This is a genomic window from Curtobacterium sp. GC_Cur_3 (assembly GCF_026544205.1).
Taxonomy (GTDB): domain Bacteria; phylum Actinomycetota; class Actinomycetes; order Actinomycetales; family Microbacteriaceae; genus Curtobacterium.
Genome location: NZ_JALNUI010000018.1, coordinates 28,025 through 54,537, shown reverse-complemented (window position 1 = coordinate 54,537; position 26,513 = coordinate 28,025). Strand labels below are relative to the sequence as shown.

Genomic DNA, 26,513 nt, shown 5'->3' with positions numbered 1-26,513 from the left:
GATGTCCGGGTGCCCTCCTCGCGCCTGCTGACCACGGACGACTGGCCGGAGGCGGAACTGCACGCCGCCACGCTCGCCGGTGACCTGGTCGAGGTCGGCGCGTGCTGGGCCTCGGTCGCCGAACCGCAGGACGCAGCGCTGCGAGCCGCCTCGTTCGCCTGGAGCACCGGCGACCCTCGGGTGATCGCCGCCGGTCGGACGGCGACCTGGATCTGGGGCGCTCGGTCACGGCCGCCGCTCCCCCACGACGCCTGCGTCCGGGCCGGTCAGCGCATCCACCGACGGGCCGGAGAACGGATCCGGGAGGTCGCGATCACGCCGGAGGACCTCCTCCACCCGGCGGGCGTGCCCGTCACGACGCCGGTGCGTACTGCGCTCGACCTGCTCCGGGTGCACGGGCAGGATGCCTGGGACGCGTCCATCGAGTCGGTCGCGGGGCTCATCGCGATCGGCGCGGTCGACCCCCCGGCGCTGCAGCACCGCCTGGAGCTGCTCGGCACCGTGCCCATGGTCCGTCAGGCCGAGCGGCGCCTCGCGGACCTGCTCAGCCGGCGCTGACGCGGTAGACGTCGTAGACGGCGTCGATGCGTCTGACGGCGTTGAGCACGCGGTCCAGGTGCGTGGTGTCGCCCATCTCGAACACGAACCGCGAGAGCGCCAGTCGGTCCGAGGACGTCGAGACGGTCGCGGACAGGATGTTGACGTGGTGGTCGGTCAGCACGCGGGTGACGTCGCTGAGCAGGCCGGAGCGGTCGAGCGCCTCGATCTGGATCTGCACGAGGAACACCGACTTCGACGACGGGGCCCACTCGACCTCGATCATCCGGTCGGGCTCGTTCATGAGCGACTTCACGTTGCTGCACGCCGCCTGGTGCACGGACACGCCCTGGCCGCGGGTGATGAAGCCCACGATCTGGTCGCCGGGCACCGGGGTGCAGCACTTCGCGAGCTTGACGAGGATGTCCGGCGCACCGCGGACGAGCACACCGCTGTCGCTGTTGCGGAGCTGCCGGCTCGTGACCTGGCGGGGGAAGGCGAGTTCGGGTTCGTCGGTCTCCGTCTCCGACTGGACGCCGGCGAGGACCTTCTCGATGACGGACTGCGTCGAGACGTGCCCCTCACCGATGGCGGCGTAGAGCGCGGACACGTCGTCGTACCGCATCGCCGAGGCGACCTCGGAGATGGAGTCCTGGCTCATGATCCGCTGCAGCGGGAGGTTCTGCTTGCGCATCGCGCGGGCGATGGCGTCGCGGCCCTGCTCGATGGCCTCTTCGCGGCGCTCCTTGGTGAACCACTGCTTGATCTTGTTGCGTGCACGCGGGCTGCGGACGAACGTCAACCAGTCCTGGCTCGGGCCGGAGTCGGGGTTCTTCGACGTGAAGATCTCGACGACGTCACCGCTCGACAGGGAGCTCTCGAGCGGGACGAGCCGGCCGTTCACCTTCGCACCCATGGTGCGGTGGCCGATCTCGGTGTGCACGGCGTAGGCGAAGTCGACGGGGGTGGCGCCGGCGGGCAGGCCGATGACCTTGCCCTGCGGGGTGAAGACGTAGGTCTCCTTGGCGCCGATCTCGTAGCGGAGCGAGTCGAGGAACTCGCCCGGGTCGCTGGTCTCCGCCTGCCAGTCGGTGATGTGCGCGAGCCACGCCATGTCCTGGTCGGTGGCGCTGGACGTGTCGACGTCGCGGCCGGCGGCGCGCTGCTTGTACTTCCAGTGGGCGGCGACACCGAACTCGGCACGCTGGTGCATCTCGTGCGTCCGGATCTGGATCTCGACCGGACGCCCCTGGGGACCGAGCACGCTGGTGTGCAGCGACTGGTACAGGTTGAACTTCGGCGTCGCGATGTAGTCCTTGAACCGGCCGGGGAGCGGGGTCCAGCGCGCGTGCACCGAGCCGAGCATGGCGTAGCAGTCGCGCACGGTCGGCACGAGGACGCGGATGCCGACCAGGTCGTAGATCTCGTCGAACTCACGACCGCGGACGATCATCTTCTGGTAGATCGAGTAGTACTGCTTCGGTCGGCCCATCACGTCGCCGCGGACCTTGGCGGCCTTGAGGTCCTTCTTCAGCGTGCCGATGACGTTCTGGACGAACTGCTCGCGCTTGGGCTGGCGTTCCTTGACCAGGCTGTCGATCTCGACGTAGAGCTTGGGGTGCAGGACCGCGAACGACAGGTCCTCGAGCTCGAGCTTGATCATCTGGATGCCGAGACGGTGCGCGAGCGGTGCGTAGATCTCGAGCGTCTCCTTGGCCTTGCGCGTCGCCGAGGTGGACTCGACGAAGCCCCACGTCCGGGCGTTGTGCAGGCGGTCGGCGAGCTTGATCACGAGCACGCGGATGTCCTTCGACATCGCGATCACCATCTTGCGCACGGTCTCGGCCTGGGCGCTGTCGCCGTACTTGACCTTGTCGAGCTTCGTGACGCCGTCGACCAGCATGGCGATCTCGTCGCCGAAGTCCTGCCGGAGCTGGTCGAGCTGGTAGTCGGTGTCCTCGACGGTGTCGTGGAGGAGTGCCGCGGCGATGGTGATCGGGCCGATGCCCAGGTCGGCGAGGATCTGCGCCACGGCCACCGGGTGCGTGATGTACGGCTCACCGGACTTGCGCTTCTGGCCGTCGTGCGCGCGTTCCGCCACCGAGTACGCCCGCTCGATGAGCGTGACGTCGCCCTTGGGGTGGTGCGACCGGACGGTGCGGATCAGGGTGTCGACGGCGCCGGCCGGCTGCGCGCGCGAGAAGAGGCGCGGGAGCAGGGACCGCAGTGATCCCAGGTTGCCCGTGGTGTTCGGGCCGAGCGGCGGACTGGTGGGCTCAGAGGGCGATCCCGGGCGGCTGGGCGCGGAGTCGTCCTGCTTCGAGGATTCACGGATGTCCGTCATGCTGCGCCTCCCAGGACCTGATCCGACAACACTACGCGCGTCGGGTCAGTGCCCGTGACCGTGTTCGCCGGGGGCTGTGGCGTCCGCGTCGCCCCGGACGACCGGAGCACCCGCGGACTCCCAGGCGACCATGCCGCCAGCGAGGTTGACCGCCGGGACGCCCGCCTGTTCCAGCGCGGCCACCACCCGGGCCGAGCGCATCCCCGAGTGGCAGACGACGATCGCGGGCTCGTCGGTCGGCTCGATCTCGCTCCACCGCTCGGTGAACTCGGACATCGGCACAAGCGTGGCCTGCGGGGCGTGGACCTCGGTCCACTCCCCCGGTTCGCGGACGTCGTACAGGCGGGAACCCGACGCGATGCGGGCGAGGGCGTCCTCGACGGTGATCTCCTGCACGGCGATCAGGCCTCCGCAGCTGCGTCTGCCGGCACGCCGACCTCGGCACGCCGCTTGGCGTTGGCGGCTTCCTTCTTGGCGTCCGCCTGCTTGATCTTCGGCTCGTTCTCGCGCAGGTGTGCGTACATCGGTGAGGCGATGAAGATCGTCGAGTAGGTGCCGACGATGATGCCGATGAACAGGGCGAGCGAGATGTCGCGCAGCGTGCCGGCACCGAGGATGTACGACCCGATGAACAGGATCGCCGCGACCGGGAGCAGCGCGACGATCGACGTGTTGATCGAGCGGACGAGCGTCTGGTTGACCGCGAGGTTGACCGACTGTACGAAGGTGCGGTGCGTCTCCCTGCCGGTGTTCTCGCGGACCTTGTCGAACACCACGACGGTGTCGTAGAGCGAGTACCCGAGGATGGTGAGGAAGCCGATCACCGCCGCGGGCGTGACCTCGAGCCCCACGATGCCGTACACGCCTGCGGTGATCAGCAGGTCGTGGATCAGCGCGACCATGGCCGACAGCGACATCTTCCAGGTGCGGAAGTACAGCGCCATGAAGACCGCGGCGAGGGCGAGGAAGATCACCAGGCCGCGGATGGCCTGCGCGAGGACGTCGGCACCCCAGGTGGCACCGATGAACGTCGAGGCGACCTCGGACTCGTCGACGTCGTAGGCCTTCGCCAGTGCCGACTGGACATCGGTGGTCTGCCGGTCGGTGAGCTGGCCGGTCTGCACGCGGATGCCGTGCGTCCCGAGCTGTGAGACGCGCGGGATCTCGTCGGACACGATGTCCTCGACGGCGTTCGTCGCGAGGTTCTGGTCGACCGACTTGACGTCGGAGATCGTGAACTCGGACCCGCCGGTGAACTCGATGCCGAGCTGGTACCCGCCGCGGAGCCACGGCACCGCGAGGGACACCACGATCGCCACGATCGCGATGAGGTACCAGGTGCGGCGGCGCCCGACGATGTCGTACGACCGCTTGCCGGTGTAGAGGTCGTTGCCGAACTGGCTGAAGCTCGCCATCAGCTGTCCTTCCCGTTCGGCGCTTCGCCGTTGCCGGCCTTGCGCTCCGCGATGGTCTGTCGTCGCTGTGCCTCACCGGCACTGCGCTGGCGCTTGCCGTCCACGACCGGCGCACGGAACTGTGCACGACCGCGGTACACCGCACCCAGCGCCGCGGGGTCGAGCCCGGAGAACCGGTGCCCCTCGTTGAAGAAGCGACGGCGGGAGATGAGCTGGAGCATCGGGTGCGTGAAGAGGATCACGACCACGATGTCGATGAGCGTCGTGAGGAGCAGCGTGAACGCGAAGCCCTTCACGTCGCTGACCGCGAGGACGTAGAGCACGATCGCGGCGAGGAAGTTGATCGAGTCGGACGCGATGATCGTGCGGAAGGCACGCTTCCACCCGGACTCGACGGCTCCCTCGAGCGCTCGGCCGTCACGGAGTTCGTCGCGGATGCGCTCGAAGTACACGATGAACGAGTCCGCGGTGATGCCGATCGCGACGATCAACCCCGCGACGCCGGCCAACGACAGGCGGTAGTCGACGCGCCACGACATGATCGCGATGACCAGGTACGTCAGGGCGGCGGCGACACCGAGGGACAGGACCGTCACGAACGCCAGAGCCCGGTACTGGATCACCGAGTAGATGATCACCAGGATCAACCCGATCAACCCGGCGACGAGACCGCCGATGAGCTGTGCGGTGCCGAGGGTCGCCGAGATGTTCTCGTTCGACTGGACCTGGAAGTTGATCGGCAGCGCGCCGTACTTCAGCTGGTCCGCCAGGGTCTTGGCGGACTCCGACGTGAACGAGCCGCTGATCTGCGCCTTGCCGTTGGTGATCGCGGAGTTCGTGGTCGGTGCCGTGATGACGTTGCCGTCGAGCACGATGGCGAACTGGTTCTGCGGCTGCTGGAGCGACACGAGTCGGTTGGTGACCGTGCGGAAGTCCTTGGTGCCGGTGCCGTCGAACGTGAGGTTGACGGCCCACTCGCCCGTGGTGGTGCCCTGCGAGCTCGTCGCGAGCCCGGAGGTGGCGTTCGAGATGTTCGCGCCGGAGACCTCGACCGGACCGAGGATGTACTTGCCGGCGCCGTCGGTGTCGCAGGTGACGAGCGGCTCGTCGTCGGGCGCCGTGGTGACGTCGTCCGGCGCCTTGCAGTTGTAGTTCGTGAAGAGGGCCTGCAGCTTCGGCGTGACCCATGCCAGGTCGCTCGCGTTGGACGGCTTCGTGCTCGGCGTCGCCGCGAGCGACGCGGGCGGCGAGTACGGCGTCGGCGATGCGCTCGACCCGGAGGCCCCGCCGACCGCGGTGTTCGTCGCGGCCTCGGTGTAGAGCACCGGGCGGAAGGTCAGCTTCGCCGCTGCCTCGATGCGCTGGATCGTCTGCTGGTCCGGCTTGCCCGGGATCGACACGACGATGTTGTTGGCGCCCTGGGTGTTGATCTCGGACTCCGAGACACCGGTGGCGTCGATGCGCTGGCGGATGATGTTCACCGCCTGCTGCAGCTGCTGTGAGGTGACGGATCCACCCTCGGTGTTCTGCGCCGCGAGGGTCAGCTGTGTGCCGCCCTGCAGGTCGAGGGCGAGCTCAGGAACCCAGCTCGCGCCCTCGTACCACTTGCCCGTGTCGTCCTTGCTGGTGGCCGCGAGGATCGACGCGGCCGTGTTCAGGCCGGCGAGGATCGCGATCAGGATCACCAACCAGGTGAGCGAGCGCAGCGCCTTCTTGACGGGTGTCGATCGTGCCACCGGTCGTCTCGTCTTTCTGTCAGGACCGTCGGCGCTGGACGCCGACGGAAGAGTGTCGCCACCGGGTCACGGTCGTGTCCCGGTGCCCGAGGGGTTCAGTCCTCGGTCTTGCGCTTCGCCTGCTCGGCGTCGTCTGCACGCTCGCCGTAGATCGGCTCGCCGTTGAGTTCGGTGACGTGCTCCGTCGTGTCGACCGGGGTGGCCGTCGTCGTCTCGATGTCCGAGGCGGTGTCGTCGACGACGCGGGAGAGCGTCTGACGGTGCACGGTGACGACGGTGCCGGGGGCGATCTCGACGTCGGCGGTGACCTTCTCGTCGTCGACGGAGAGCAGCGTGCCGTACAGGCCGAAGGAGAGCATCACGCGAGCGCCGGGCACCATCTTGGTGGCGAGCTCACCCTGCTGCTTCTTGCGCTTGCGGCTGTTGTAGAACATGAAGGCCGCGAACGCCACGACGATGACGATGAGGATGACTTCTTGACCCATGGTTGCATTGCCTTCTCTGGTATTTCGGTTTCGGGCCGTAGCAGTCTAGGGCACCGGGCTGTGGCTGGCGTCGCGGCCGGTTGCGGGGCCGGGACTACTCGTCGTCGAACAGGCCCGGCAGCGCCGAGGCCCCCGGCTGCCCGGGCGTCAGACCCAGGTGGCGCCAGGCCGACGGGGTCGCGATGCGCCCGCGTGGTGTCCTGGTGACGAGCCCGATCCGGACGAGGAAGGGCTCCACGACGGACTCGATCGTCTCGGACTCCTCCCCGACGGAGACGGCGAGGGTGTTCAACCCGACCGGTCCCCCGTCGAAGCGGGTCAGCATGGTCTCGAGCACGGCGCGGTCGAGACGGTCGAGACCGAACTCGTCGACGTCGTAGAGCTCGAGCGCACCCTGCACCGCGGCCATGCCGTCACCGGTGGCGTGCACGAGCTCGTAGTCGCGGACACGGCGCAGCAGACGGTTCGCGATGCGCGGTGTGCCTCGCGACCGACCGGCGATCTCCCGCAGGGCGAACCGGTCGAAGTCGAGGCCGAGCAGGTGTGCCGCGCGGATGAGGACCTGCTCGAGCTCGTCACGCTCGTAGAACTCGAGGTGCGCGGTGAAGCCGAAGCGGTCCCGCAGCGGGTTCGGCAGCAGCCCGGCACGGGTGGTGGCCCCGACGAGGGTGAACGGCGCGAGGTCGAGCGGGATGCTCGTGGCCCCGGCGCCCTTGCCCACCATGACGTCGATGCGGAAGTCCTCCATCGCCAGGTAGAGCATCTCCTCCGCCGAACGGGCCATGCGGTGGATCTCGTCGATGAACAGGACCTCGCCCGGCATCAGGGACGAGAGCACCGCGGCCAGGTCCCCGGCGTGCTGGATCGCCGGGCCGCTCGACATCCGGAGCGGTCGACCGGACTCGTGGGCGACGATCATCGCGAGGGTCGTCTTGCCGAGGCCGGGCGGCCCCGCCATCAGGATGTGGTCCGGCGTGCGGTCCTGCATCGCCGCGGCCTTGAGCAGCAGGTCGAGCTGCCCGCGCACCTTCCGCTGCCCGACGAACTCGGCCAGGGACTTCGGTCGGAGCGCGCCTTCGAAGGCGAGTTCCTCGGGTGACTGGGCGTCGGCCGCGGTGATGCCGCCGCTCATCGGGCGGCCCCGGCAGGCCGGAGGGCTCCGAGCGCCGCACGGAGGAGTGCCTGGGTGCCCATCGCCGCCACGCCGGGCTCGGTCGCGATGGTGTCGTCGACGGCCGTGCGGGCGGTCTCCTCACGCCAGCCGAGCCCGACGAGTGCGGTGACCACGTCCTCCGACGCCGGGTGGGCGACTCCGCCACGGGTGCCGGTGGGGGCGGTGGGGGTCTCGAACGCGACGAGCTTGCCGGAGAGCGCGACGATGATGAGCTTCGCGGTCTTCGGGCCGATGCCGGAGACCTTGCGGAAGGCGCCGTCGTCGTCCTTCGCGACGGCGTTCGCGATCTGTGCCGGGTCCATCTGCCCGAGGACGCCGAGGGCCGACTTCGGTCCGACGCCGGACACGCTGCGGAGCAGGTCGAACACGCGGAGGGCGTCCGTGGACTCGAAGCCGAAGAGGAGGTGCTCGTCCTCCCGCACGATCATCGCGGTGCGCAGGAAGACCTCTGCCCCGTGGCGGAGCGTCAGCGCGTGCGCCGGCGTCACGGTGACGAGGTACCCGACCCCCGCGCACTCGACGACGACGCTGGACCCGGCGATGTCGATGCAGGTTCCCCGGAGACTCGCGATCATGCCCCGAGCCTAGGGGCAGCGGCCGACGACGACGCACGCCGCGCTGCGGCCTCGGCACGCTGGAGTGGTGAGGTGGCGCGGCTGATCGGCGAGGCCGCGGTGCGGCTGGTCGTCCCTGCCTGCGCGTCGCGCCATGCACGCTGCGCTGGGGTGAGGGTCCCGGTGCCGGTGCTGACCGCATCGGGCGCACCGAGCCTCCAGGCATGGCACACCGCCAGGGCGAGCGCGTCGGCGGCGTCCGCCGGCTTCGGGGCCTCCGCGAGTCCGAGCACGCGGGCGATCATCGCCTGCACCTGCCGCTTGTCGGCGTTGCCGTAGCCCGTGACGGCGGCCTTGACCTCGGACGGGGTGTGCAGGCCGACGGGGATGCCGCGGACGGCCGCCGCGTGCAGGGCGAGCCCGGCGGCCTGGGCCGTCCCCATCACCGTGCGGACGTTCGCCTGCGCGAAGACGCGCTCCACGGCGACGGCGTCCGGGTGGTGGGCCTCGATCTGCTCCGCGATGCCCGAGGCGATCAGCACCAGGCGCTGCTCGAGCGCCATGTCCGCCGGGGTGCGCACGACGGTGACGTGCACCAGGCGGGCGCGACGGTCCGGGGTGACCTCGACCACCCCGACACCGCAGCGGGTGAGCCCGGGGTCCACCCCGAGCACGCGGAGCACCGGCTCAGTCCTCGTCCTCGTCGAGCTCGGCCTGGACGTCGGCGGGGACGTCGAAGTTCGCGTAGACGTTCTGGACGTCGTCGCTGTCCTCCAGCGCGTCGATCAGCCGGAACACCTTGCGGGCGGTCTCGGCGTCGACGGGGACCTTGAGGCCGGGGACGAACTCTGCGTCGGCGGAGTCGTAGTCGATGCCGGCGTCCTGCAGCGCCGTGCGGGCCGCGACGAGGTCGCTGGCCTCGGTGATGACCTCGAAGCCGCCGCCCTGGTCGATGACGTCCTCGACACCGGCGTCGAGCACGGCCGTCATGACGTCGTCCTCGGTCAGGCCGTCGGTCTTGGTGACGGAGATGACGCCCTTGCGCGCGAAGTTGTAGGCGACGCTGCCCGGGTCGGCCATGGTGCCGCCGTTCCGCGACATCGCGGTGCGAACCTCCGCTGCTGCCCGGTTCTTGTTGTCCGTGAGGCACTCGATGAGCATCGCGACGCCGTTGGGCGCGTAGCCCTCGTACATGATGGTCGTGTACTCGATCGACTCACCGGTGAGGCCGGCACCACGCTTGACGGCGCGGTCGATGTTGTCGTTGGGCACCGAGGTCTTCTTGGCCTTCTGGATGGCGTCGACCAGGGTCGGGTTGCCCGACAGGTCGGCACCGCCCATCTTCGCGGCGACCTCGATGTTCTTGATGAGCTTGGCGAACGACTTGGCACGGCGGCCGTCGATGACGGCCTTCTTGTGCTTGGTGGTCGCCCACTTGGAATGCCCGGACACGGTTCTCCTTGCGTCGTGCGGAAAGTCCGGATCAGTTTACCGGCCGGGAGGCTCGCCGTGCGCCCGGCACGCAGGCCCTGTGGACAGCCGGCCGCCCTGTCGTCTCGTGAGATGCGGCAAGACACCGGTGTCTGGGTGCGACGCCGCGGATTTCCGCGGTGTCATGCCGAGACGCCGGTGTTGAGCGCAGCAGGCACGGCGGCACGCATGGCCAGACGCCGGTGTTCAGCGAGGTCGGGGACGCTCGGGTCAGGCGTGCCGGACGAGGTCGAGGAAGCGCCGGTGGAAGCGGTCCTCCCCCGCGACCTCCGGGTGGAAGGCACTCGCGATGACGTTGCCCTGCTGCACCGCGACGACCTGGCCGTCGGACAGCGCCCCGAGGACGTGTACGGCGTCACCGTGCTGCTCCACCACGGGCGCACGGATGAACACCGCGTGCACCGGGGCCTCGCCGAGGTCGGGCATCGGGATGTCCGTCTCGAAGGAGTCGTTCTGGCTGCCGAAGGCGTTGCGCCGCACCGTCGTGTCGAGGACACCGAGGGTCTGCTGCCCACCGATCGCGTTCGTGATGCGGTCGCTCAGCATGATCATCCCGGCGCAGGTGCCGTACGTCGGCAGCCCGTTGCGGATGGCCTCGGCGAGGGGCTCCGCGACACCGAACGCCCGTGACAGCTTGTCCATCACGCTGGACTCGCCCCCGGGGATCACGACACCGTGCAGTCCCGCGATCTCCTCGGGACGACGGAGGGGCACCACCTCGGCGCCGAGCTCCGTCAGCGAGGCGATGTGCTCGCGGAAGTCACCCTGCAGCGCGAGCACCCCGATGCGGGGTGCCGCGCCCGTGGTCGGACTACCAGCCACGCTCGGCGAGGCGGTGCGGGGCGGGGACGTCGGCGACGTTGATGCCGACCATCGCCTCCCCGAGACCACGCGAGACCTCGGCGATGACCTTGGGGTCGTCGTGGAAGGTCACGGCCTTGACGATGGCGGCGGCACGCTTGGCCGGGTCGCCGGACTTGAAGATGCCGGAGCCGACGAAGACGCCGTCGGCGCCGAGCTGCATCATCATCGCCGCGTCGGCCGGGGTGGCGACACCACCGGCGGTGAACAGGACGACGGGGAGCGTGCCGGTGCTCGCGACTTCCTTGACCACGTCGTACGGCGCCTGGAGCTCCTTGGCGGCGACGTAGAGCTCGTCGTCCTTGAGGTGGCGGAGCGCCGCGATCTCCTTGGCGATGGTGCGGATGTGGCGGGTGGCCTCGGACACGTCACCGGTGCCGGCCTCGCCCTTGGAGCGGATCATGGCCGCGCCCTCGGTGATGCGACGGAGTGCCTCGCCGAGGTTCGTGGCGCCACAGACGAAGGGGGTCGTGAAGTTCCACTTGTCGATGTGGTTGACGTAGTCGGCCGGCGAGAGGACCTCCGACTCGTCGATGTAGTCGACACCGAGCTCCTGCAGGACCTGGGCCTCGACGAAGTGGCCGATGCGGGCCTTCGCCATGACGGGGATGGACACCGCGGCGATGATCTCCTCGATCATCGAGGGGTCCGACATGCGGGCCACGCCACCCTGCGCACGGATGTCGGCGGGCACGCGCTCGAGGGCCATGACGGCGGTGGCGCCGGCTTCCTCGGCGATGCGGGCCTGGTCGGCGTCGATGACGTCCATGATGACGCCGCCCTTGAGCATCTCCGCCAGACCGCGCTTCACGCGGGACGATCCGGTGATGGAGGTGCCGGGAGTGCTGGTGTCGGGGGTGCTGGTGCTGTCGCTCATGATGCCCCCATCCTAGTGCTGAGCGGTCAGGACCGCTGTGCGGACCAGCCTTCTGCGACCAGTCGTCTGGTGTCCCCGAGCATCTGCGACATCGACTTCGTCCTGGCGATGACCGGGAAGAAGTTCGAGTCCGACTCCCACCGCGGCACGACGTGCTGGTGGAGGTGTCCCGCGACGCCGGCGCCGGCGACCTCGCCCTGGTTCATGCCGATGTTGAAGCCGTCGCAGTGCGACACCTGCCGCAGGACCCGCATCGCGGTCTGCGTGAGTTCGCCGATCTCGCGGAGCTCCTCGGGGGTGGCCTCGTCGTAGAGCGGGACGTGCCGGTACGGGCAGACCAGGAGGTGGCCGTTGTTGTAAGGGTACAGGTTGAGCAGCACGTAGGCGTGCTCGCCCCTGGCCACGATGAGGGCGTCCTCGTCGGTCTTCTCCGGCGCCTCGCAGAACGGGCAGTCGTCCTTGTGCCCGCGGCCTTCGCCGGCCCGCCCGGAGTCGATGTACGCCATCCGGTGCGGGTTCCACAGACGCTGGAAGGCATCCGGGACAGCGGCCTGTGTGGCCGCGTCCCGGATGACCAGCGGGTCGTCCTCGGTGTCGGACATCAGACCTGCGCGCGCTCGCGGATCGCCGTCAGGATGCGCTCGACCGCCTCGTCGACGGGCACGGCGTTGTCCTGGCGACCGTCGCGGAAGCGGAAGCTCACCGCGCCGGCGTCGCGGTCCTCGCCACCGGCGATCAGCTGGAACGGCACCTTCTGCTTGGTGTGCGTGCGGATCTTCTTCTGCATCCGGTCGTCGGAGTGGTCGACCTCGGCGCGGACGCCCTCGGCACGGAGCTTGGCGACGACCTCGTCGAGGTAGTCGCCGTACTCCTCGGCGACGGGGATCCCGACGACCTGGACCGGGGCGAGCCAGGCCGGGAACGCGCCGGCGTAGTGCTCGGTCAGGACGCCGAAGAAGCGCTCGATCGACCCGAACAGGGCACGGTGGATCATCACGGGGCGCTGCCGGGTGCCGTCGGCAGCGGCGTACTCGATGCCGAAGCGCTCGGGCAGGTTGAAGTCGAGCTGCACGGTCGACATCTGCCAGGTGCGACCGATGGCGTCACGGGCCTGCACGGAGATCTTCGGGCCGTAGAACGCCGCACCGGCGGGGTCCGGCACGAGCTCGAGCCCGGACTCCTCGGCGACCTCGCGCAGCGTGTTCGTGGCTTCCTCCCAGACGTCGTCGTCGCCGACGTACTTCTCCGGGTCCTTCGTGGAGAGCTCGAGGTAGAAGCCGTCGAGGCCGTAGTCGCGGAGCAGCGACAGCACGAACTCGAGGGTCGTGGTGAGCTCCTCCTTCATCTTCTCCTTCGTGGTGAAGATGTGGGCGTCGTCCTGGGTCATGCCGCGGACACGGGTGAGCCCGTGGATGACACCGGACTTCTCGTTGCGGTAGACGGTGCCGAACTCGAACATCCGGAGCGGCAGGTCGCGGTAGGACCGGGGCTGCGAGCGGTACGCCAGGATGTGCATCGGGCAGTTCATCGGCTTGAGGTAGTAGTCGGCACCCTGGCGGGTGACGTTGCCCTCTTCGTCGGTCGCCTGGTCCATGTGCATGGCCGGGAACATGCCGTCCTTGTACCAGCCGAGGTGCCCGGAGGTCTCGAACAGGTCGCCCTTGGTGATGTGCGGCGTGTAGACGAACGAGTAGCCGTTCTGTTCGTGCCGGCGGCGCGAGTAGTCCTCCATCTCACGACGGATGATGCCGCCCTTGGGGTGGAAGATCGCGAGTCCGGAACCGATCTCGTCCGGGAACGAGAACAGGTCGAGCTCGGCGCCGAGCTTGCGGTGGTCGCGCTTGGCGGCCTCCTCGAGTCGCACCAGGTACGCCTTGAGCTGGTCCTTGTCGGGCCAGGCGGTGCCGTAGATGCGCTGCAGCTGCGGGTTCTTCTCCGAGCCGCGCCAGTAGGCGGCCGCGACGCGCATCAGCTTGGCGGCGTTGCCGATCCAGCGGGTGTGCGGCACGTGCGGGCCACGGCAGAGGTCCTGCCACACGACGTCGCCGGACTTCGGATCGACGTTCTCGTAGACGGTGAGCTCGCCGGCACCGACCTCGACGCTCTCGCCGGAGTCGCCTTCGGATGCGGCACCCTTGAGCCCGATGAGCTCCTGCTTGTAGGGCTCACCCGCCATCAGCTCGCGGGCCTCGTCGTCCGTCACGACGCGGCGACGGAAGCGCTGGGCCTGCTTGACGATGCGGTCCATGCCCTTCTCGATCGCCTTGAGGTCCTCGGGGGTGAAGGGCTCAGCGACGTCGAAGTCGTAGTAGAAGCCGTCGGTGACGGGCGGGCCGATCCCGAGCTTGGCGTCCGGGTTGATCTGCTGGACGGCCTGCGCGAGCACGTGGGCAGCGGAGTGCCGGAGGATGTCGAGGCCGTCCTGCTCGTCGAGGGTGACGGGCTCGGCGGTCTCGCCGTCCTGCACCTCGGCGGCGAGGTCCTTGAGGACGCCGTCGACACGGATCGCGACGACACCGCGGACGCCGTCGAAGAGCTCGGTGCCCGTCGTGGTCGTCGTCGCGGTGCGGGGCTCGGGTGCCTGGGGCACGTCTGCGGGCTGGCCGGCTTCCGGCGGTGCGACTGACTCGGTCACGATGGTGGGACTCCTCGATAGAAACGGTGCGTCAAGACTAGTGCGCGAGCGGACGGCCACCGGGATGGGTCGGGAGCCGCCGGCGCGTGCTCAGGCGGGGACGGCGCCGAGCGTGGTGACGGGCAGGCGCGACTCGAGCCGCTCGCGGCCGGCGAGCCCGTCGAGCTCCAGCAGGGCGGCGAACCCGATCGCCTCGTACCCGGCGCGTTCGAGCAGCGTGATGGTCGCGGCCCCGGTACCGCCGGTCGCCAGCACGTCGTCGACGACCAGCACGCGGGTGCCCGCCGGGAGCTGTGCGGGACGGAGTTCGAGTTCCGCCTCGCCGTACTCCAGCGCGTACTGCTCGCTGAGCACCTCCCCCGGGAGCTTGCCGGCCTTGCGGACCGTCAGCACGCCGACCTGGTGCTGCGCCGCGATGCCGCCGGCGAGGGCGAACCCGCGGGCCTCGATGCCGGCGACCGCGGCGAACCCGCCGCCGACGGCGAACGGCGCTGCGAGCGCTTCGCAGACCCGGCCGAACGCCACGGCGTCGGCGAACACCGGGGTGACGTCACGGAACAGGATGCCCGGCTTCGGGAAGTCCGGCACGATCGCCGTGAGTCGCTGGACGAGGTCGGAGGCGGTTTCGCTCATGCACCAACCGTACGGTCCGCCCGAGCCCTGCACGGACACCGCCCGGACGGTCAACCCCTCGTTCTGGTCCTGGCCGACGGACCGCGGCTCGGGGTCCCCTGGACCGGTCGGGACACGGGCGCACCGGGCGCCCGCCGCCAGGGACAGGGGAGCGACACCGTGGACGAACGCACCAGGATCACGACCAGGAACCGCACAGGCAGCACGACCAGCAACAGACTCACCGTCGCTGCCGCGATCACCGCGCTGGCGACACTCGCCGGGGTCGCCACCTCCGGCCCGGCGCAGCCGGCCCAGGCAGCACCGACCGTGACGACCGCGACCATCCGCACCGCGACCACCGGACAGGTCTTCGCCGGCGGCCTGTTCGTTCAGCCCGACAGCCAGGCGGCCCAGGCGGTGACCGCGCTGACCGCGTCCGGCGACACCGCGGGGGTCGCTGCGGCGCGGACGATCGCCGCGCAGCCCGTCGCGACCTGGCTCGGCGAGTGGTTCCGGGGCGACATGCTCGACCGGTACCTCGCGCGCACACTGGCGGCAGCTGAGGCAGCCGGCCGGACGCCCGTGTTCGTCACCTACGCGATCCCGAACCGGGACTGCGGCGGCTACTCGGCCGGAGGCGTCTCCGCCGCCGACTACGTCGCGTGGAACCAGCGGATCGCGGACGACCTCCGCGGACACCGAGCGGTGGTCCTGGTCGAACCGGACTCGCTCTCGGCGCTCCCCCGGTGCACGAGCGAGGCCGCGACGCGTCCGCCGCTGCTCGCGCAGGCCGTGGCCGCACTCTCAGCGGCCGGTGTGCCCGCGTACCTCGACGGCGGCAACAGCACGTGGAACACGCCCGAGGCGCAGGCGGCGCTGCTGCGGTCGGCCGGCGTCGCCGAGGCGCGCGGGTTCTTCACGAACGTCGCGAACTTCCAGCCGGTCGACCAGGAGCGCGCGTACGCCGACCGCGTGAGCGCGCTGACCAGTGGGTCGCACTACGTCGTGGACGTCTCGCGGAACGGCCGTGGGTGGAAGGGCACGTGGTGCAACCCGACCGGTGCGGGGCTCGGGCAGACGCCGCGGGTCAGCGCCGGCACGACCGCGATGGACGCGCTCCTCTGGGTGAAGACCCCGGGGTCGAGCGACGGCACGTGCAACGGCGGTCCGGCTGCCGGCAAGTGGTGGTCCGCTTATGCGCAGGCCCTGGTGGCGAACCGGCGGTGACACGAGGAACGGGTGGCCCGGCCGTCGAGACGGTCGGACCACCCGTCGGTGGTGGTCGGTGCGCTCATCGCCACATGTGCATCGTGGCGCCGAGCATCACCCACTCGGCTTCGCGCCCAGCACGCTCCTGGCGGAGCTGTTCGGCGAGGAAGAGGTCGACGGGCGGCCGCTTCGCGCGGGTGCGTCGACTCCAGACGATGAGTGCCATCCCGAGGCGCATCGCGAGCCGGTCGGTCAGGGAGACCGAGCGGGCTGCTGTGGTCGCGCCGGGCGGGCGGAGGACGGACTTCGTGGACATGGTGGTCACCGGTTCTGGGTACGGGTGTGGCTTGGATCCCGGGGCGCGACGAATCAGCCGGCGACCGGGCAGGGAGGATCGTCCGATGTGCGTGCAGAATGCACACGGATCGGCGATGAGAATGTGGATCGACATTCCGCGACGACACGCATCCGCACGCTCGAACGGCATTCCGGACACATTCCACGGTCCTGCACGACAGGGTCAGCGTCGTTGATCCAGGAGGATCAACGGCAGACGACCAGGACGCGAGCAGTGCTCGGCGTCAGCCTGGAGCGGCCGAGGTGGACAGGACCGGCGGGCCGTCGCGGCGACGGACCAGTGCGTGGCGGTGAGCCTGTGCGTGGCGGACGCGGTCGCGTCAGCGGGACCCGGGGAAGGAGCCGGTGGTCCCACGGACTGCACGGAACGGCGTCTGCGTGGTGATGATGATCGAGATCATGGTCGGCCCCCTTTCGGCACGGGTCGGGAAATGCAACTGATGCTGTCGGGAAGTGTGTTCGCGACGTGTGAACAGTAGCGACATCCTCCCCGCCCGCGCAACCCATTCCACGAAATGCGTCGGAATTGCAGAACTGAACACACGAGAACGCCCCGGGACCGATCGGTCCCGGGGCGTTCAGGGGTGGTGCGACTAGACGGTCGCCGGTGCGGAGACACGAGCGACGAGCGACCCACCCGACACCTCGATGCGGACGGTGTCACCGGCCTGCACGGCACCCTCGACCACGAGCGTCGCGACGCGGTCGTCGACCTCGCGCTGGATCAGGCGACGGAGCGGTCGGGCGCCGTACTCGGGCTCGTACCCGTGCTCGGCGAGCCAGTCGACCGCGGCCTCGTCGACCGAGAGCACCATGTCCTGCGCGATGAGGCGCAGGGAGGTGTCGGCCAGCAGCAGCGACACGATCGAGCGCAGGTGCGTCCGGTCGAGCTTGCGGAAGAGCACGATCTCGTCGATGCGGTTGATGAACTCGGGGCGCATCGACTCGCGCAGCTTGCCCATCACGCGGTTCCGGAGGTCGTCCTCGCCGTAGCCGCCGTCCGCCGACGCGGAGAACCCGAGGGCGCCGGAGCGCGACGCGAGGAACTCCGACCCGATGTTGGACGTCATGATGACCACGGTGTTGCGGAAGTCGACCGTGCGGCCCTGTCCGTCCGTGAGTCGACCGTCGTCGAGCACCTGCAGCAGCAGGTTGAACACGTCGGGGTGCGCCTTCTCGACCTCGTCGAGCAGGATCACCGAGTACGGGTTGCGGCGGACGCGCTCGGTCAGCTGGCCGGCCTCGTCGTAGCCGACGTACCCGGGAGGGGCACCGACCAGTCGGGACACGGTGTGCCGCTCGCCGAACTCGCTCATGTCGAAGCGGAGCATGGCCGACTCGTCCCCGAACAGCGACGACGCGAGGGCCTTCGCGAGCTCGGTCTTGCCGACACCGGTCGGTCCGAGGAACAGGAAGCTCCCGACCGGACGATCCGGGTCGCCCATCCCGGTCCGGCTGCGGCGGACGGCGGTCGCGATGGCGCGCACCGCATCCTCCTGTCCGACGACCCGCTCGTGCAGCTCGTCCTCCAGTCGGGCGAGACGCGTCCGGTCACCCTGGGTGAGCCGGGCCGCGGGGATGCCGGTGGCGCGGGACACGACGGCCGCGATGTCGGCCTCCGTGATCACGGAGTCGGCCTGGTCCGGACGGGAGGCGCGCCCTGCGTCCGCCGATCCGGCGGCGGTGATCCGGGCCTCCAGGTCGGCGGTCTGGTCGCGGAGGCGAGACGCCTCCTCGTAGCGCTCCTCGGCGACCGCGCGGTCCTTCTCCGCCATCAGCTCGGCGAGCTGGTCACGGAGCGCCTCGACGTCGACGTCCCCCGATCGGAGGAGGCGGCTGCGTGCGCCCGCCTGGTCGATGAGGTCGATCGCCTTGTCGGGCAGGTGCCGGTCCGTGACGTAGCGGTGCGAGAGCTCGACCGCGGCGCGGAGGGCGCCCTCCGTGTAGGTGACGCCGTGGTGCTCGGCGTACCGCGGGCTGAGCCCGGTGAGGATCGCGACCGCGTCCTCGACGCTCGGCTCCCCCACCGTGACGGGCTGGAAGCGCCGCTCGAGCGCGGCGTCCTTCTCGATCCGGCGGTACTCCGAGAGCGTGGTGGCGCCGACCATGTGCAGGTCGCCCCGGGCCAGGCGCGGCTTGAGGATGTTGCCCGCGTCCATCGAGCCGCCCTCGCCGCCGCCACCCGCCCCGACGACGGTGTGCAGCTCGTCGACGAACACGATGAGCTCGTCGGCGTGCGCGCTGATCTCGTCGAGGGCCTTCGTCAGGCGCTCCTCGAAGTCACCGCGGTACCGGGTGCCCGCGAGCATGCCGGGCAGGTCGAGGGCGACGACGCGCTTGCCCTGCAGCAGGGCGGGGACGTCGCCGTCGACGATGCGCTGGGCGAGCCCCTCGACGATCGCGGTCTTGCCGACGCCGGGCTCACCGATCAGGACGGGGTTGTTCTTGGACCGACGGAGCAGGATCTCGACGGTCTGCTCGATCTCGTCAGCGCGGCCGATCACCGGGTCGATGTGGCCGTCGCGGGCGCGCTGGGTGAGGTCGGTGCCGAACTGGTCGAGCGTCGGCGTCTCGCTGTCGGTGCGGGTGTCAGCCGCTTCGCTGGTGCCTGGCATGGGGTGCCTCTCTCGTGCCGCGTTGGCGGCCTGCTGTGCGTAGGACTGCATGACGGCCGGGGTGATCCCGGCGTTCGCGAGGAGCTGGCCGGTGACCGTCTCCTGGTCCATGACGAGCGCGAAGAAGACGTGCTCGGGGTCGGTGTAGGTGCTGCCGAAGCCGCGTGCGGCCTGGGTGGCCTCGACGAGGATCCGCTGGGCGGAGGCCGTCAGCGCGGGACGGCCCTCGACGGGCTCGGACGACGGGGCGGGGAGGCGCTGTTCGACCTCGGCCGCGAGGCGCTCGGGGTCGACGCCCGCGGACCGGACGACGGCGTCGAACGGCTGCGTGCGGACGAGCACGTGCAGGACGTGCAGGGCGTCGATCTCCCGCTGTCCCTGCTCGACCGCGTACTCGGCGGTGCGCTGGAGCATCTCGTGGGTGCGACGGCTGAGCAGTCGGGTGATGTCGACGGGGCGGCCGAACGGCATGGAGCGCTGCTGGCCGGTGTTCTGGGCGGCGAGGAGGCGTGCGAGGAACTCGTCGAACGAGTCACGCCCGCCGATGGGGCCGGATTGTTCTGGCAACGGGACCTCCTGGGGGTACTTGAGTGCCTTCGACTCAATGCAACGCAGGGGGTACCGGGGCATTCCCGGTCGTGGAAGAAAGTTGCGCCGACCCGACTCAGGTCCGCGCGATGGCCGCCGTGGTCGCTTCCGTGACGCGGAGGAGGTCTGCCGGCGCGATCTCGATGTCGAACCCGCGACGACCGCCGGAGACGAAGATCGTCGGGTAGTCGGACGCCGACGCGTCGAGCACCGTGCGGATCTTCGAGCGCTGCCCCACCGGGCTGATGCCACCCACGACGTAGCCGGTGCGCTTCTCCGCCAGGGCCGGGTCGGCGAGGCTCGCCTTCTTGCCACCGACCGCCGCGGCGATGGCCTTGAGGTCGAGCCGGTTGGCCACGGGGACGATCGCCACCGCCAGTGCGCCGTCGACGGACACGACGAGCGTCTTGAACACCTGCTCCTCGCGGAGGCCGAGTGCGGCTGCGGCCTCTTCACCGAAGTTCGTCGCCGTCTCGTGGTGCTCGTACACGTGTGGGACGAACGGCACGCCCGCACGCTCCAGCGCCAGCGTCGCGGGGGTGCTCGGGGAGGTCATGCGGCGATCCTCCCGTGCCCGGCGCACCACGGGTCGGCGGCACGCGGGGGTTACGCTGAACGGACCATGACCGTCATCGAGGTGATCCTGCGCGCCGTCGCCGCGCTGCTCACCGTGGACCCCACCACGGGCGTCCTGCCGCTGCTCGCCGTGGCCGCACTCGGTGTCGCCGCCGTCGCTGCCGCCGTGGTCGTCGCGCAGCTGGTCGCACTGGTGCTCGGTGTCCGGGTCGGTCCGGCAGCGTCCGAGGCCGACCGTCACGTCGACGTGATCACGCGGATCACGTGGAGCCACCCCGACGCCGCGGGCCACGCGCGTCCGAGGGCCCCAGGGGTGCTCCCCGCGACCTGACGCCGATCGATCGGTGGCGGGTCGCACACGTGACCCCGACCACCCCACTCGAACGGAACCGTCATGGACCTCTCCACCCTGCCCGTCGTCGGCGCGCTGCTGCAGCTCGGCGCCGACCTGCTCGCCTCGCTCGCCGGAGCCCTCTCCCCCGTGGCGGGGCCGCTGGCCGCGGCGCTGGCCGTCGTGCTCGTCACCCTCGTCGTGCGCGCCGCGCTCGTGCCCCTGTCCGTCCTGCAGGTCCGGGCGGAACGGGACCGCCGCCGACTCGCGCCGCAGCTCGCCGCACTCCGGAAGCGGCACGGTGCCGACCGGGAGCGGCTGCAGCGTGCCGTGCAGGCGCTGTACACCGCCGAACACGTGTCACCCCTCGCCGGGTGCCTGCCCGTCCTCGCGCAGGCTCCGGTCGTCTCGCTGCTGTACGCCCTGTTCACGCACACGACCATCGCGGGGACGTCCAACGTCCTGCTCCAGGCCACGCTCGCGGGGGTATCGCTCGGACAGTCCCTGGTCGCGGTCGCCGCCTCGCCGCTGTGGGTGCACGCCTGGGTGGTGGTCGTCCTGCTCGTCGTCCTCGCCGTCGTGGTCGAGGCCACGCGCCGGTCGGCCCTGCACTGGAACCCGGCAGCAGCGCCGGACGTCGACGTGCCCGGCGCCGGTGCCGCGACCGTGATCGGACGGTGGGCGCCGTTCCTGACGGTGGTCTTCGCCGCGATCGCACCGCTCGCCGCAGCCCTCTACGTCGTGACGAGTGCCACGTGGACGTACGGGGAGCGGGCGGTGCTGCGGCGACTGGTGCGCTGACGCGACTCAGCCCTCGTGCTTCGGGCCCTCGTCGACCGGGTCGTACTCGGTGTCGCGTCCCTGCTCCTCCGACGGGAGCGGGACGTGGCGCTCGGTGCCGCTGCCGCCGGGGCTCGTCGCGACGTAGTCGGCCTCGCCGGACTGGGTGTCGTGGCTGAGCGGCTCGAGGGTCTCGGGGTCGGGCTCGCGTGCGTCTGTCATGTCACCGGCGTACTCCCCCCGATCTGGGTGCGCGCCGGAGCGGTCGGAGTGCCAGCATGAGAACCGACGAGAGCAACGACCGGAGCCCGGGAGTGCGCATGGCCGACGACGACCGCGACACCGCTGTCGAACGCGCGCGCCTCGAGGGCATCGCCTGGGGCGCAGGATCCAGCGAGGCGGAAGCCGCGAGGGCGCGGATCGCCCTCGGGGACCTGCAGCGCGGACGTGGGGTCCGTGCATCGGTGCCTGACGCGACCCGTGTCGTGCAGGCGGAGCCGCGCGACCAGGCCGACACGAGCCTCCAGGCCGGCCGTGGCCACCTGCCGGAACGGGTGCCGGATGACGGTGACGACCTGCCGGACCGGGTGCCGGTCGACGGTCCTGCCCCGGGCGACGTCGGCGACCAGGAGGCCGCGCAGACCCAGGCACCGGGACGGCCGTGGACCAGGCCGCTCCGACTGGCACGGTGGGCGCTGGCACGACCGTGGGTGGCCGGCGGCGTCGCGGCCGTGGTCGTCGTGGCGTTCGGGACAGGGCTCGCGATCGGGACCGCCCACCCGGTCACGCCCTCGTCGCCCTCGGTGACCCCGACGGCCGGGTCGGTGACGCTCGAGCAGCTGCTCGACGCGCCGCAGACCTACGCCGACCAGCTGCCGGGGGCCTTCGAGGCGCCGGTCAGCCTGCACACGACGCGACTCGTCTTCACGAACCGGTCGCTCAGCGGGGACGACGCCGCCACACCCTGGGCCGTGTGGGCCGGGGTCGGCACGGACCGGGCGACAATCTGCCTCGTCGCGACCGCCGACCGCCGGCACGCGACGAGTGCCTGCTACCCGCGGCAGGACGCGCTGCACGGGTCGGTGTCGCTGTCGGCGTCGTCACTGAGTGGCACGCTGACGGTCGACCTCCGTGGCGGCGGGGTGCGCGGCACGGTGACGAACGAGTTCTGACGCCAGGAGTGTTGGAGCGCTCCTTCGAAGTTCCTCCGGGCACTCGCGCTCCTGCGTGGTGGCGTGCGACACTGGATGGATCGCACTCGCCGTGGAGTGACCAACCACACATCCCACACCCGCGAGCGCGCACTGCCCGACCGACCCGGTCGTGGTGTCGTCGACGTGACGTCCCCGTCGCGCGCTCCACCACGTCCCGAGGAGGTCAGCCCCGTGTCCACGAGCACCGCGTCCGTCACCACCACGTCGACCGCGTCGACCGCGTCGACCACGTCGTCCGTCACGACGTCCGTCCTGACCTCGAAGGCCGTCGTCGGCATCGCCGTCCTCGGCCTCGCCACGTTCTTCGCCATCACCACCGAGCTGATGCCCGTCGGACTGCTCGGCACCATGAGCACCGACCTCGGCGTCACCGAGTCGCAGATGGGCATCGTCATCACCGTGTACGCCGCGGCCGTGGCGGTCCTCGCGCTGCCGCTGACGTCGTTCACCGCTCGGCTGCCGCGGAAGGCGGTCCTCGTCGCCACCCTGATCGGGTACGCCGTGTCGAACCTCACGGTCGCGCTCGCGCCGTCGTTCGCCGTGGTCTGTGCCGGACGCGTGGTCGGCGGCGTCGCACACGCCCTGTTCTTCTCCGTCGCGTCGGCGTACGCCACCCGGATCGTGCCCCCGCGCCTCGCCGGCCGGGCGATCGCGTTCGTGTACTCGGGCAGCTCGCTCGGGTTCGTGATCGGCGTGCCGCTCGCCACCGGGATCGGGCAGTCGATCGGTTGGCGGCCCGCCGTCGGGTCCGTCGCCGTGTGCGCCGCGGCGCTCGCCGTCGTCGCGGCCGTGTTCCTGCCGGCCGTCCGCGGCACGTCGTCGCCGCACATCGGGTCGCCGCGGGCATGGGCGCGCACCGGGCTGCTCGCCGTCGTCGCCGCCGACCTGCTGCTCTTCGCCGGGCACTACATCGTGTACACGTACGTCGGCCCCTACGCGATCGACGCCGGTCTCGACACGGGCCTGGTCAGCGGAGCGCTGCTGGTCCTCGGCGGCACCGGCGTGATCGGGCTGTGGCTGGCCGGCGTGTTCGTCGACACCGCGCCCCGGCAGACGCTCATCGTGTCGGTCGCGGTGATGGCGGCCGCGTTCGTCGCCCTGCCGTTCGTGCACGGGTCGATCATCGGGACGATGGTCGTCGCCGGCGTGTGGATGGCCGCGAACGGCACGACGGGCACGCTCTTCATGGCGGCGGCGATCCGTGCAGGGGGCGTCTCCCCCGACATCGCGGGCGCACTGGTCAACGGCGCGTCGAACATCGGCATCGCGGGCGGTGCGGCCATCGGCGGGCAGGTGCTCGGGATGACGGGCATGCAGACGCTGCCGATCGCCGGGGCCGTCGTGCTGCTCGGGTCCCTCGGCGTGGTCGTCGCGGCGCGCCGGGGCTTCCCGGTGCACTCCTCGCACCAGGAGCACCTGTCCACGTCGTCGATCGAGGCGATCACGTCCTCGCTCGCCGTCGTCACCACGTCGATCCCGACGATCAGCCGGGCGATTCAGACCATGACGGGATCGGTCGCGACGGTGACCGGGTCGACGCGGACGCGGCACGTGGCGGAGTAGCGGGGCGGGGCGCGGCGGGAAGCGGCACAGAACCACAGAACGGACACAGCACCACGGGGATCCGTGGTGCTGTGTCCGTTCCGCGGTGCGGTTCGGCGCAACGCCATGCTCGTGCGGTCGGGTCGGCCAGGAGGCCCGGCTCGCCCCCGCAGCGCGGGCGTCAGTCCTGCAGGTGCTCCGTGCGGCGGCGGTTGCGTGCGGCACGGAAGGTCAACAGTCCGCCACCGAGCAGCACGAGGATCCCGGCCGCGATCGCCGCGGGCGCGATCTCCGCACCCGTGAAGGCGAGCGAGCCGGACGTCGACCCACCGGACGAGGCGCCACCACCACCGGCCGTGCTGCCGCCATCGACCGTGCCACCGACTGTGCCACCACCGCCCGTGGCACCACCGGGCGTCGGGGCCGTCGACGGCGCGGGGGTGGCCGCCGCGAGCGTGATCGACAGCGGCGTGCCTGACCCGCTGGCGGGGGTGACGACGACCTGGGGCTCGCTGGCCTGGTCACCGGAGCCCGCCACGACCGAGTACGACGTCGACGGCCGCAGCCCGGTCAGGTCGAACCAGCCATCCGCAGCGGTGGTCGTCGTCGTCACGACGTCGCCTGCACTGGTGTCCGTCGGCGTCGCGACGACCGGGACGTCCGCCGCGGCGGCACCGTCGGCGTCGGTCACGGTGCCCGGCTGGTCCACCGTCGGCACCGGCACGACGAAGTCGAGCGGCGTCGGTGCGGCACCGCTGGCCCCGGTCGTGACGTCCTGCGGGGTGGTCCCGGCCACCGAGACGCGATAGGGCGTCCCCGGTGTCAGGCCGCGGAGGTCGAACGAGCCGTCTGCCCCGGTGGTGGCGACGATCACGGCGCCGGAGCCCGCGTCGACGGGCCGCGCGGTCACGGTCGCCCCCGCGACGGGGGTGCCGTCGGTGTCGGTCACGGAGCCGGACTGCGAGACGACGACCGGCACGGGGACGACGAAGGCGAAGTCGACGTCGGCGGCGTTGCCGGCGGAGGTGTCCGCGGCGCGTTCCGTCGGTCCCGTGGCACCGGCGGCCGGCGACGTGGTCCGGACCGCGTAGACGCCGGGCAGGACACGGAAGGCGTACGTGCCGTCAGCAGCGGTCTCCGTCGTGGCGACGACCTCGCCGTCCGCCACGAGCTCGACGACGCTCACCGCGGTCGGGGCGACACCGTCCACCGTGACGCGGCCGCTGATGGTCGACACCGCTGCCTGCACCACGACGGGCGGCACGACGACGGGTGCGGCCCCGTCTGCACCGGTCGTCACGGGGACCGGGGTGCCGCCGTCGACGACGACCTCGACCGCGGTCGACGCCGGCAGCCCGGGGACGAGGTAGGAGCCGTCGCCGTCGGTGACGGTCTCGGCCAGCGTCTGACCGGTGGTGGGATCGGTGACGACGACCGGAGCGTCGGCGACCGGTGCCCCGGTGGTGTCGACGACCGTGCCCGTCACGGCGACGGTGCCCACCGGCGTCACGAACGGGACGTCGGCGGTCGCGTCACCGGCACGCAGGGAGATCGGGGCCGACGGGGTCGCGAGCGAGGCGTTGGCGGGCGGGTCGACGTCGACGACGTAGCCGTCCGACCGGGTCAGGGCGTCGATCACGTACCGGCCGTCGTCGCCCGTCGTGGTCGTGAACTCGGCGCCACCCGGTGCGGTCACCGTGACGACGGCTCCGCCCAGCGGCTCGCCGTCCAGGGTCGCGACGCCCGAGAGCGATGCGGTCGTGTTGGCGAACCAGGTCTGGTAGACCGGCAGGCCGCTCCTGGCCTGGTAGGTCATGGTCAGCGTCGCGAGCGGCACCGTCGGTGTGAACCACGCGGTGGCCCCAGCGGTGTCGTTCGCCGCGGCGTTCCCGGTGAGCACGCCGGTGGCCGCGTCCCAGGTGGGTCGGTCCTGCCCCGCGGGCACGCCCCCGGGATCAGCGGGGCACGTCCATCCGCCAGGTGAGACCGTCGAGCAGGAGTTGTAGGAGCCCTGGTAGCCGAGCTGGGCGACCGTCGCAGCACCGCCGCCGGGCACCGTCGCGCTGAGGGTCACCTGGTCGGCGTCGACGTCGCCGAGCACGAAGGACCAGCCGCCGGACCCCGGCGTCGCACCGTCGAAGGTGTACTTCGTGGTCGCCGCGCTCGCAGCGTTCGGCTGGTCGGCGAGGGGCCGCTGGTTCAGGTAGGTGTTGTTCCGGCTGTTGCCGTAGACCGCACCCGGAGGCGTGGACGGCCCCTGACCGGTCGTCGCGCCGCTGATCACGCTGGCCTGCCGTGACGTCGAGGTGAAGGTCGTCTCCGGGAACCCGGGCAACGTCATCGTGCCGGTGTAGGCCCTGCTCGAGCCGCTCACGGCGAACGCTCCCCAGTGCCCGGCCGTCGCGGCCGAGGCGGTGGTCGCTCCGCCCAGCGCGAGCCCGGCTCCGAGCACGATCCCGGTCAGCCCGGCCGTCATGATCCGCCAGTGGCGCATGCGATCTCCCCTGTCCGCGCGCCGGCCCCGCCGCCGCGACGTCCGCCCAGGCTATCCACCGCACGAACGCCAGGGACGGATCG

At 71.0% G+C, this 26,513-nt stretch carries 25 protein-coding genes; 6 read left to right on the top strand and 19 right to left on the bottom strand.

Annotated elements, in window-relative coordinates:
- The first annotated feature begins 9 nt into the window (after positions 1 to 9).
- Positions 10 to 558, top strand: a complete 549-nt coding sequence (locus tag OXR63_RS11145) for a type IV toxin-antitoxin system AbiEi family antitoxin (RefSeq protein WP_267423170.1) — start codon at positions 10 to 12, stop codon at positions 556 to 558.
- On the opposite strand, the gene OXR63_RS11140 is transcribed toward OXR63_RS11145, so the two are convergent.
- The 14 genes from OXR63_RS11140 to OXR63_RS11075 all read right to left on the bottom strand — a co-directional run bounded on the left by OXR63_RS11140 (position 545) and on the right by OXR63_RS11075 (position 14,742).
- Entirely contained in the window at positions 545 to 2,881 is a 2,337-nt protein-coding gene (locus OXR63_RS11140; RefSeq protein WP_267423167.1) for a RelA/SpoT family protein, read from the bottom strand. The two genes, OXR63_RS11145 and OXR63_RS11140, sit on opposite strands and share 14 nt — an antisense overlap.
- A gap of 45 nt (positions 2,882 to 2,926) precedes the next feature.
- Complete coding sequence (locus OXR63_RS11135; RefSeq protein ID WP_267423165.1) at positions 2,927 to 3,277, bottom strand: rhodanese-like domain-containing protein; 351 nt, start codon at positions 3,275 to 3,277, stop codon at positions 2,927 to 2,929.
- Positions 3,278 to 3,282: 5 nt separating this feature from the next.
- Positions 3,283 to 4,296 carry a protein translocase subunit SecF gene (secF, locus tag OXR63_RS11130; protein ID WP_267423163.1) on the bottom strand — a complete coding sequence of 338 codons (1,014 nt, stop codon included), beginning with the start codon at positions 4,294 to 4,296 and terminating at the stop codon, positions 3,283 to 3,285.
- The gene (secD, locus tag OXR63_RS11125) at positions 4,296 to 6,032 is read right to left on the bottom strand and encodes a protein translocase subunit SecD (RefSeq protein ID WP_267423161.1); all 1,737 of its coding nucleotides are present in this window, start codon (positions 6,030 to 6,032) and stop codon (positions 4,296 to 4,298) included. Before secD ends, secF begins: the two co-directional genes overlap by 1 nt.
- A gap of 95 nt (positions 6,033 to 6,127) precedes the next feature.
- Positions 6,128 to 6,517, bottom strand: coding sequence for a preprotein translocase subunit YajC (locus OXR63_RS11120; RefSeq protein ID WP_267423158.1), 390 nt, complete (start codon positions 6,515 to 6,517; stop codon positions 6,128 to 6,130).
- Between the two features lie 94 nt (positions 6,518 to 6,611).
- A complete protein-coding gene (gene ruvB / locus OXR63_RS11115; RefSeq protein ID WP_194660887.1) occupies positions 6,612 to 7,649 on the bottom strand; it encodes a Holliday junction branch migration DNA helicase RuvB in 1,038 nt (345 codons plus the stop codon).
- Positions 7,646 to 8,266 (bottom strand): Holliday junction branch migration protein RuvA, encoded by a 621-nt coding sequence (ruvA, locus tag OXR63_RS11110; protein ID WP_267423153.1) that lies wholly within the window; start codon positions 8,264 to 8,266, stop codon positions 7,646 to 7,648. Before ruvA ends, ruvB begins: the two co-directional genes overlap by 4 nt.
- Positions 8,263 to 8,928: a crossover junction endodeoxyribonuclease RuvC gene (gene ruvC / locus OXR63_RS11105; protein ID WP_267423151.1), complete on the bottom strand. Its 666-nt coding sequence runs from the start codon at positions 8,926 to 8,928 to the stop codon at positions 8,263 to 8,265. Before ruvC ends, ruvA begins: the two co-directional genes overlap by 4 nt.
- Positions 8,929 to 8,932: 4 nt before the next feature.
- Positions 8,933 to 9,697 (bottom strand): YebC/PmpR family DNA-binding transcriptional regulator, encoded by a 765-nt coding sequence (locus OXR63_RS11100; RefSeq protein WP_194660890.1) that lies wholly within the window; start codon positions 9,695 to 9,697, stop codon positions 8,933 to 8,935.
- A gap of 249 nt (positions 9,698 to 9,946) precedes the next feature.
- Positions 9,947 to 10,558, bottom strand: a complete 612-nt coding sequence (gene pdxT / locus OXR63_RS11095) for a pyridoxal 5'-phosphate synthase glutaminase subunit PdxT (protein WP_267423146.1) — start codon at positions 10,556 to 10,558, stop codon at positions 9,947 to 9,949.
- Positions 10,548 to 11,474, bottom strand: coding sequence for a pyridoxal 5'-phosphate synthase lyase subunit PdxS (pdxS, locus tag OXR63_RS11090; RefSeq protein ID WP_267423144.1), 927 nt, complete (start codon positions 11,472 to 11,474; stop codon positions 10,548 to 10,550). Before pdxS ends, pdxT begins: the two co-directional genes overlap by 11 nt.
- A gap of 26 nt (positions 11,475 to 11,500) precedes the next feature.
- Positions 11,501 to 12,076, bottom strand: a complete 576-nt coding sequence (locus OXR63_RS11085; protein WP_267423142.1) for an HIT family protein — start codon at positions 12,074 to 12,076, stop codon at positions 11,501 to 11,503.
- A complete protein-coding gene (gene thrS, locus OXR63_RS11080; protein ID WP_374116112.1) occupies positions 12,076 to 14,109 on the bottom strand; it encodes a threonine--tRNA ligase in 2,034 nt (677 codons plus the stop codon). The genes OXR63_RS11085 and thrS overlap by 1 nt, the downstream gene beginning before the upstream one ends.
- Positions 14,110 to 14,199: 90 nt before the next feature.
- Entirely contained in the window at positions 14,200 to 14,742 is a 543-nt protein-coding gene (locus tag OXR63_RS11075) for an adenine phosphoribosyltransferase (RefSeq protein ID WP_267423140.1), read from the bottom strand.
- A 159-nt stretch (positions 14,743 to 14,901) separates the two neighbouring features.
- Between OXR63_RS11075 and OXR63_RS11070 the strand changes: the two genes are divergently transcribed.
- Positions 14,902 to 15,951 carry a glycoside hydrolase family 6 protein gene (locus OXR63_RS11070; protein ID WP_267423138.1) on the top strand — a complete coding sequence of 350 codons (1,050 nt, stop codon included), beginning with the start codon at positions 14,902 to 14,904 and terminating at the stop codon, positions 15,949 to 15,951.
- Positions 15,952 to 16,015: 64 nt separating this feature from the next.
- On the opposite strand, the gene OXR63_RS11065 is transcribed toward OXR63_RS11070, so the two are convergent.
- From OXR63_RS11065 to ybaK, 3 genes are all read right to left on the bottom strand, one after another.
- Positions 16,016 to 16,258: a hypothetical protein gene (locus tag OXR63_RS11065; protein WP_267423136.1), complete on the bottom strand. Its 243-nt coding sequence runs from the start codon at positions 16,256 to 16,258 to the stop codon at positions 16,016 to 16,018.
- Positions 16,259 to 16,883: 625 nt separating this feature from the next.
- Positions 16,884 to 19,472, bottom strand: coding sequence for an ATP-dependent Clp protease ATP-binding subunit (locus tag OXR63_RS11060; protein WP_267423133.1), 2,589 nt, complete (start codon positions 19,470 to 19,472; stop codon positions 16,884 to 16,886).
- A 97-nt stretch (positions 19,473 to 19,569) separates the two neighbouring features.
- Positions 19,570 to 20,049, bottom strand: a complete 480-nt coding sequence (gene ybaK, locus OXR63_RS11055) for a Cys-tRNA(Pro) deacylase (RefSeq protein ID WP_267423130.1) — start codon at positions 20,047 to 20,049, stop codon at positions 19,570 to 19,572.
- 66 nt (positions 20,050 to 20,115) lie between these two features.
- On the opposite strand from ybaK, the gene OXR63_RS11050 reads away from it, so the two are divergent.
- Together OXR63_RS11050 and yidC are read left to right on the top strand one after the other, a co-directional pair.
- Entirely contained in the window at positions 20,116 to 20,400 is a 285-nt protein-coding gene (locus OXR63_RS11050; protein ID WP_267423129.1) for a DUF6412 domain-containing protein, read from the top strand.
- 63 nt (positions 20,401 to 20,463) lie between these two features.
- Positions 20,464 to 21,201: a membrane protein insertase YidC gene (yidC, locus tag OXR63_RS11045; RefSeq protein WP_267423128.1), complete on the top strand. Its 738-nt coding sequence runs from the start codon at positions 20,464 to 20,466 to the stop codon at positions 21,199 to 21,201.
- A gap of 6 nt (positions 21,202 to 21,207) precedes the next feature.
- Here the strand turns inward: yidC and OXR63_RS11040 are convergent, their stop codons facing one another.
- Positions 21,208 to 21,402: a hypothetical protein gene (locus OXR63_RS11040; protein WP_071275455.1), complete on the bottom strand. Its 195-nt coding sequence runs from the start codon at positions 21,400 to 21,402 to the stop codon at positions 21,208 to 21,210.
- A gap of 56 nt (positions 21,403 to 21,458) precedes the next feature.
- On the opposite strand from OXR63_RS11040, the gene OXR63_RS11035 reads away from it, so the two are divergent.
- Together OXR63_RS11035 and OXR63_RS11030 are read left to right on the top strand one after the other, a co-directional pair.
- A complete protein-coding gene (locus OXR63_RS11035) occupies positions 21,459 to 22,352 on the top strand; it encodes a hypothetical protein (protein WP_267423125.1) in 894 nt (297 codons plus the stop codon).
- A 213-nt stretch (positions 22,353 to 22,565) separates the two neighbouring features.
- Positions 22,566 to 23,957 carry an MFS transporter gene (locus tag OXR63_RS11030; RefSeq protein ID WP_267423124.1) on the top strand — a complete coding sequence of 464 codons (1,392 nt, stop codon included), beginning with the start codon at positions 22,566 to 22,568 and terminating at the stop codon, positions 23,955 to 23,957.
- Positions 23,958 to 24,117: 160 nt separating this feature from the next.
- Here the strand turns inward: OXR63_RS11030 and OXR63_RS11025 are convergent, their stop codons facing one another.
- Positions 24,118 to 26,430: a carboxypeptidase-like regulatory domain-containing protein gene (locus OXR63_RS11025; RefSeq protein ID WP_267423123.1), complete on the bottom strand. Its 2,313-nt coding sequence runs from the start codon at positions 26,428 to 26,430 to the stop codon at positions 24,118 to 24,120.
- Positions 26,431 to 26,513: the final 83 nt, after the last annotated feature.

What these genes read in the sequence shown, in the direction of transcription:
- OXR63_RS11085 (WP_267423142.1), bottom strand. Translation starts at nt 12,076, where the DNA reads ATGTCCGACACCGAGGACGACCCGCTGGTCATCCGGGACGCGGCCACA.
- OXR63_RS11025 (WP_267423123.1), bottom strand. Translation starts at nt 26,430, where the DNA reads ATGCGCCACTGGCGGATCATGACGGCCGGGCTGACCGGGATCGTGCTC.
- secF (WP_267423163.1), bottom strand. Translation starts at nt 4,296, where the DNA reads ATGGCGAGCTTCAGCCAGTTCGGCAACGACCTCTACACCGGCAAGCGG.
- OXR63_RS11050 (WP_267423129.1), top strand. Translation starts at nt 20,116, where the DNA reads ATGACCGTCATCGAGGTGATCCTGCGCGCCGTCGCCGCGCTGCTCACC.
- yidC (WP_267423128.1), top strand. Translation starts at nt 20,464, where the DNA reads ATGGACCTCTCCACCCTGCCCGTCGTCGGCGCGCTGCTGCAGCTCGGC.
- ruvA (WP_267423153.1), bottom strand. Translation starts at nt 8,266, where the DNA reads ATGATCGCGAGTCTCCGGGGAACCTGCATCGACATCGCCGGGTCCAGC.
- OXR63_RS11075 (WP_267423140.1), bottom strand. Translation starts at nt 14,742, where the DNA reads ATGAGCGAAACCGCCTCCGACCTCGTCCAGCGACTCACGGCGATCGTG.
- OXR63_RS11035 (WP_267423125.1), top strand. Translation starts at nt 21,459, where the DNA reads ATGAGAACCGACGAGAGCAACGACCGGAGCCCGGGAGTGCGCATGGCC.
- OXR63_RS11040 (WP_071275455.1), bottom strand. Translation starts at nt 21,402, where the DNA reads ATGACAGACGCACGCGAGCCCGACCCCGAGACCCTCGAGCCGCTCAGC.
- OXR63_RS11120 (WP_267423158.1), bottom strand. Translation starts at nt 6,517, where the DNA reads ATGGGTCAAGAAGTCATCCTCATCGTCATCGTCGTGGCGTTCGCGGCC.
- ybaK (WP_267423130.1), bottom strand. Translation starts at nt 20,049, where the DNA reads ATGACCTCCCCGAGCACCCCCGCGACGCTGGCGCTGGAGCGTGCGGGC.
- pdxS (WP_267423144.1), bottom strand. Translation starts at nt 11,474, where the DNA reads ATGAGCGACAGCACCAGCACCCCCGACACCAGCACTCCCGGCACCTCC.
- ruvB (WP_194660887.1), bottom strand. Translation starts at nt 7,649, where the DNA reads ATGAGCGGCGGCATCACCGCGGCCGACGCCCAGTCACCCGAGGAACTC.
- OXR63_RS11140 (WP_267423167.1), bottom strand. Translation starts at nt 2,881, where the DNA reads ATGACGGACATCCGTGAATCCTCGAAGCAGGACGACTCCGCGCCCAGC.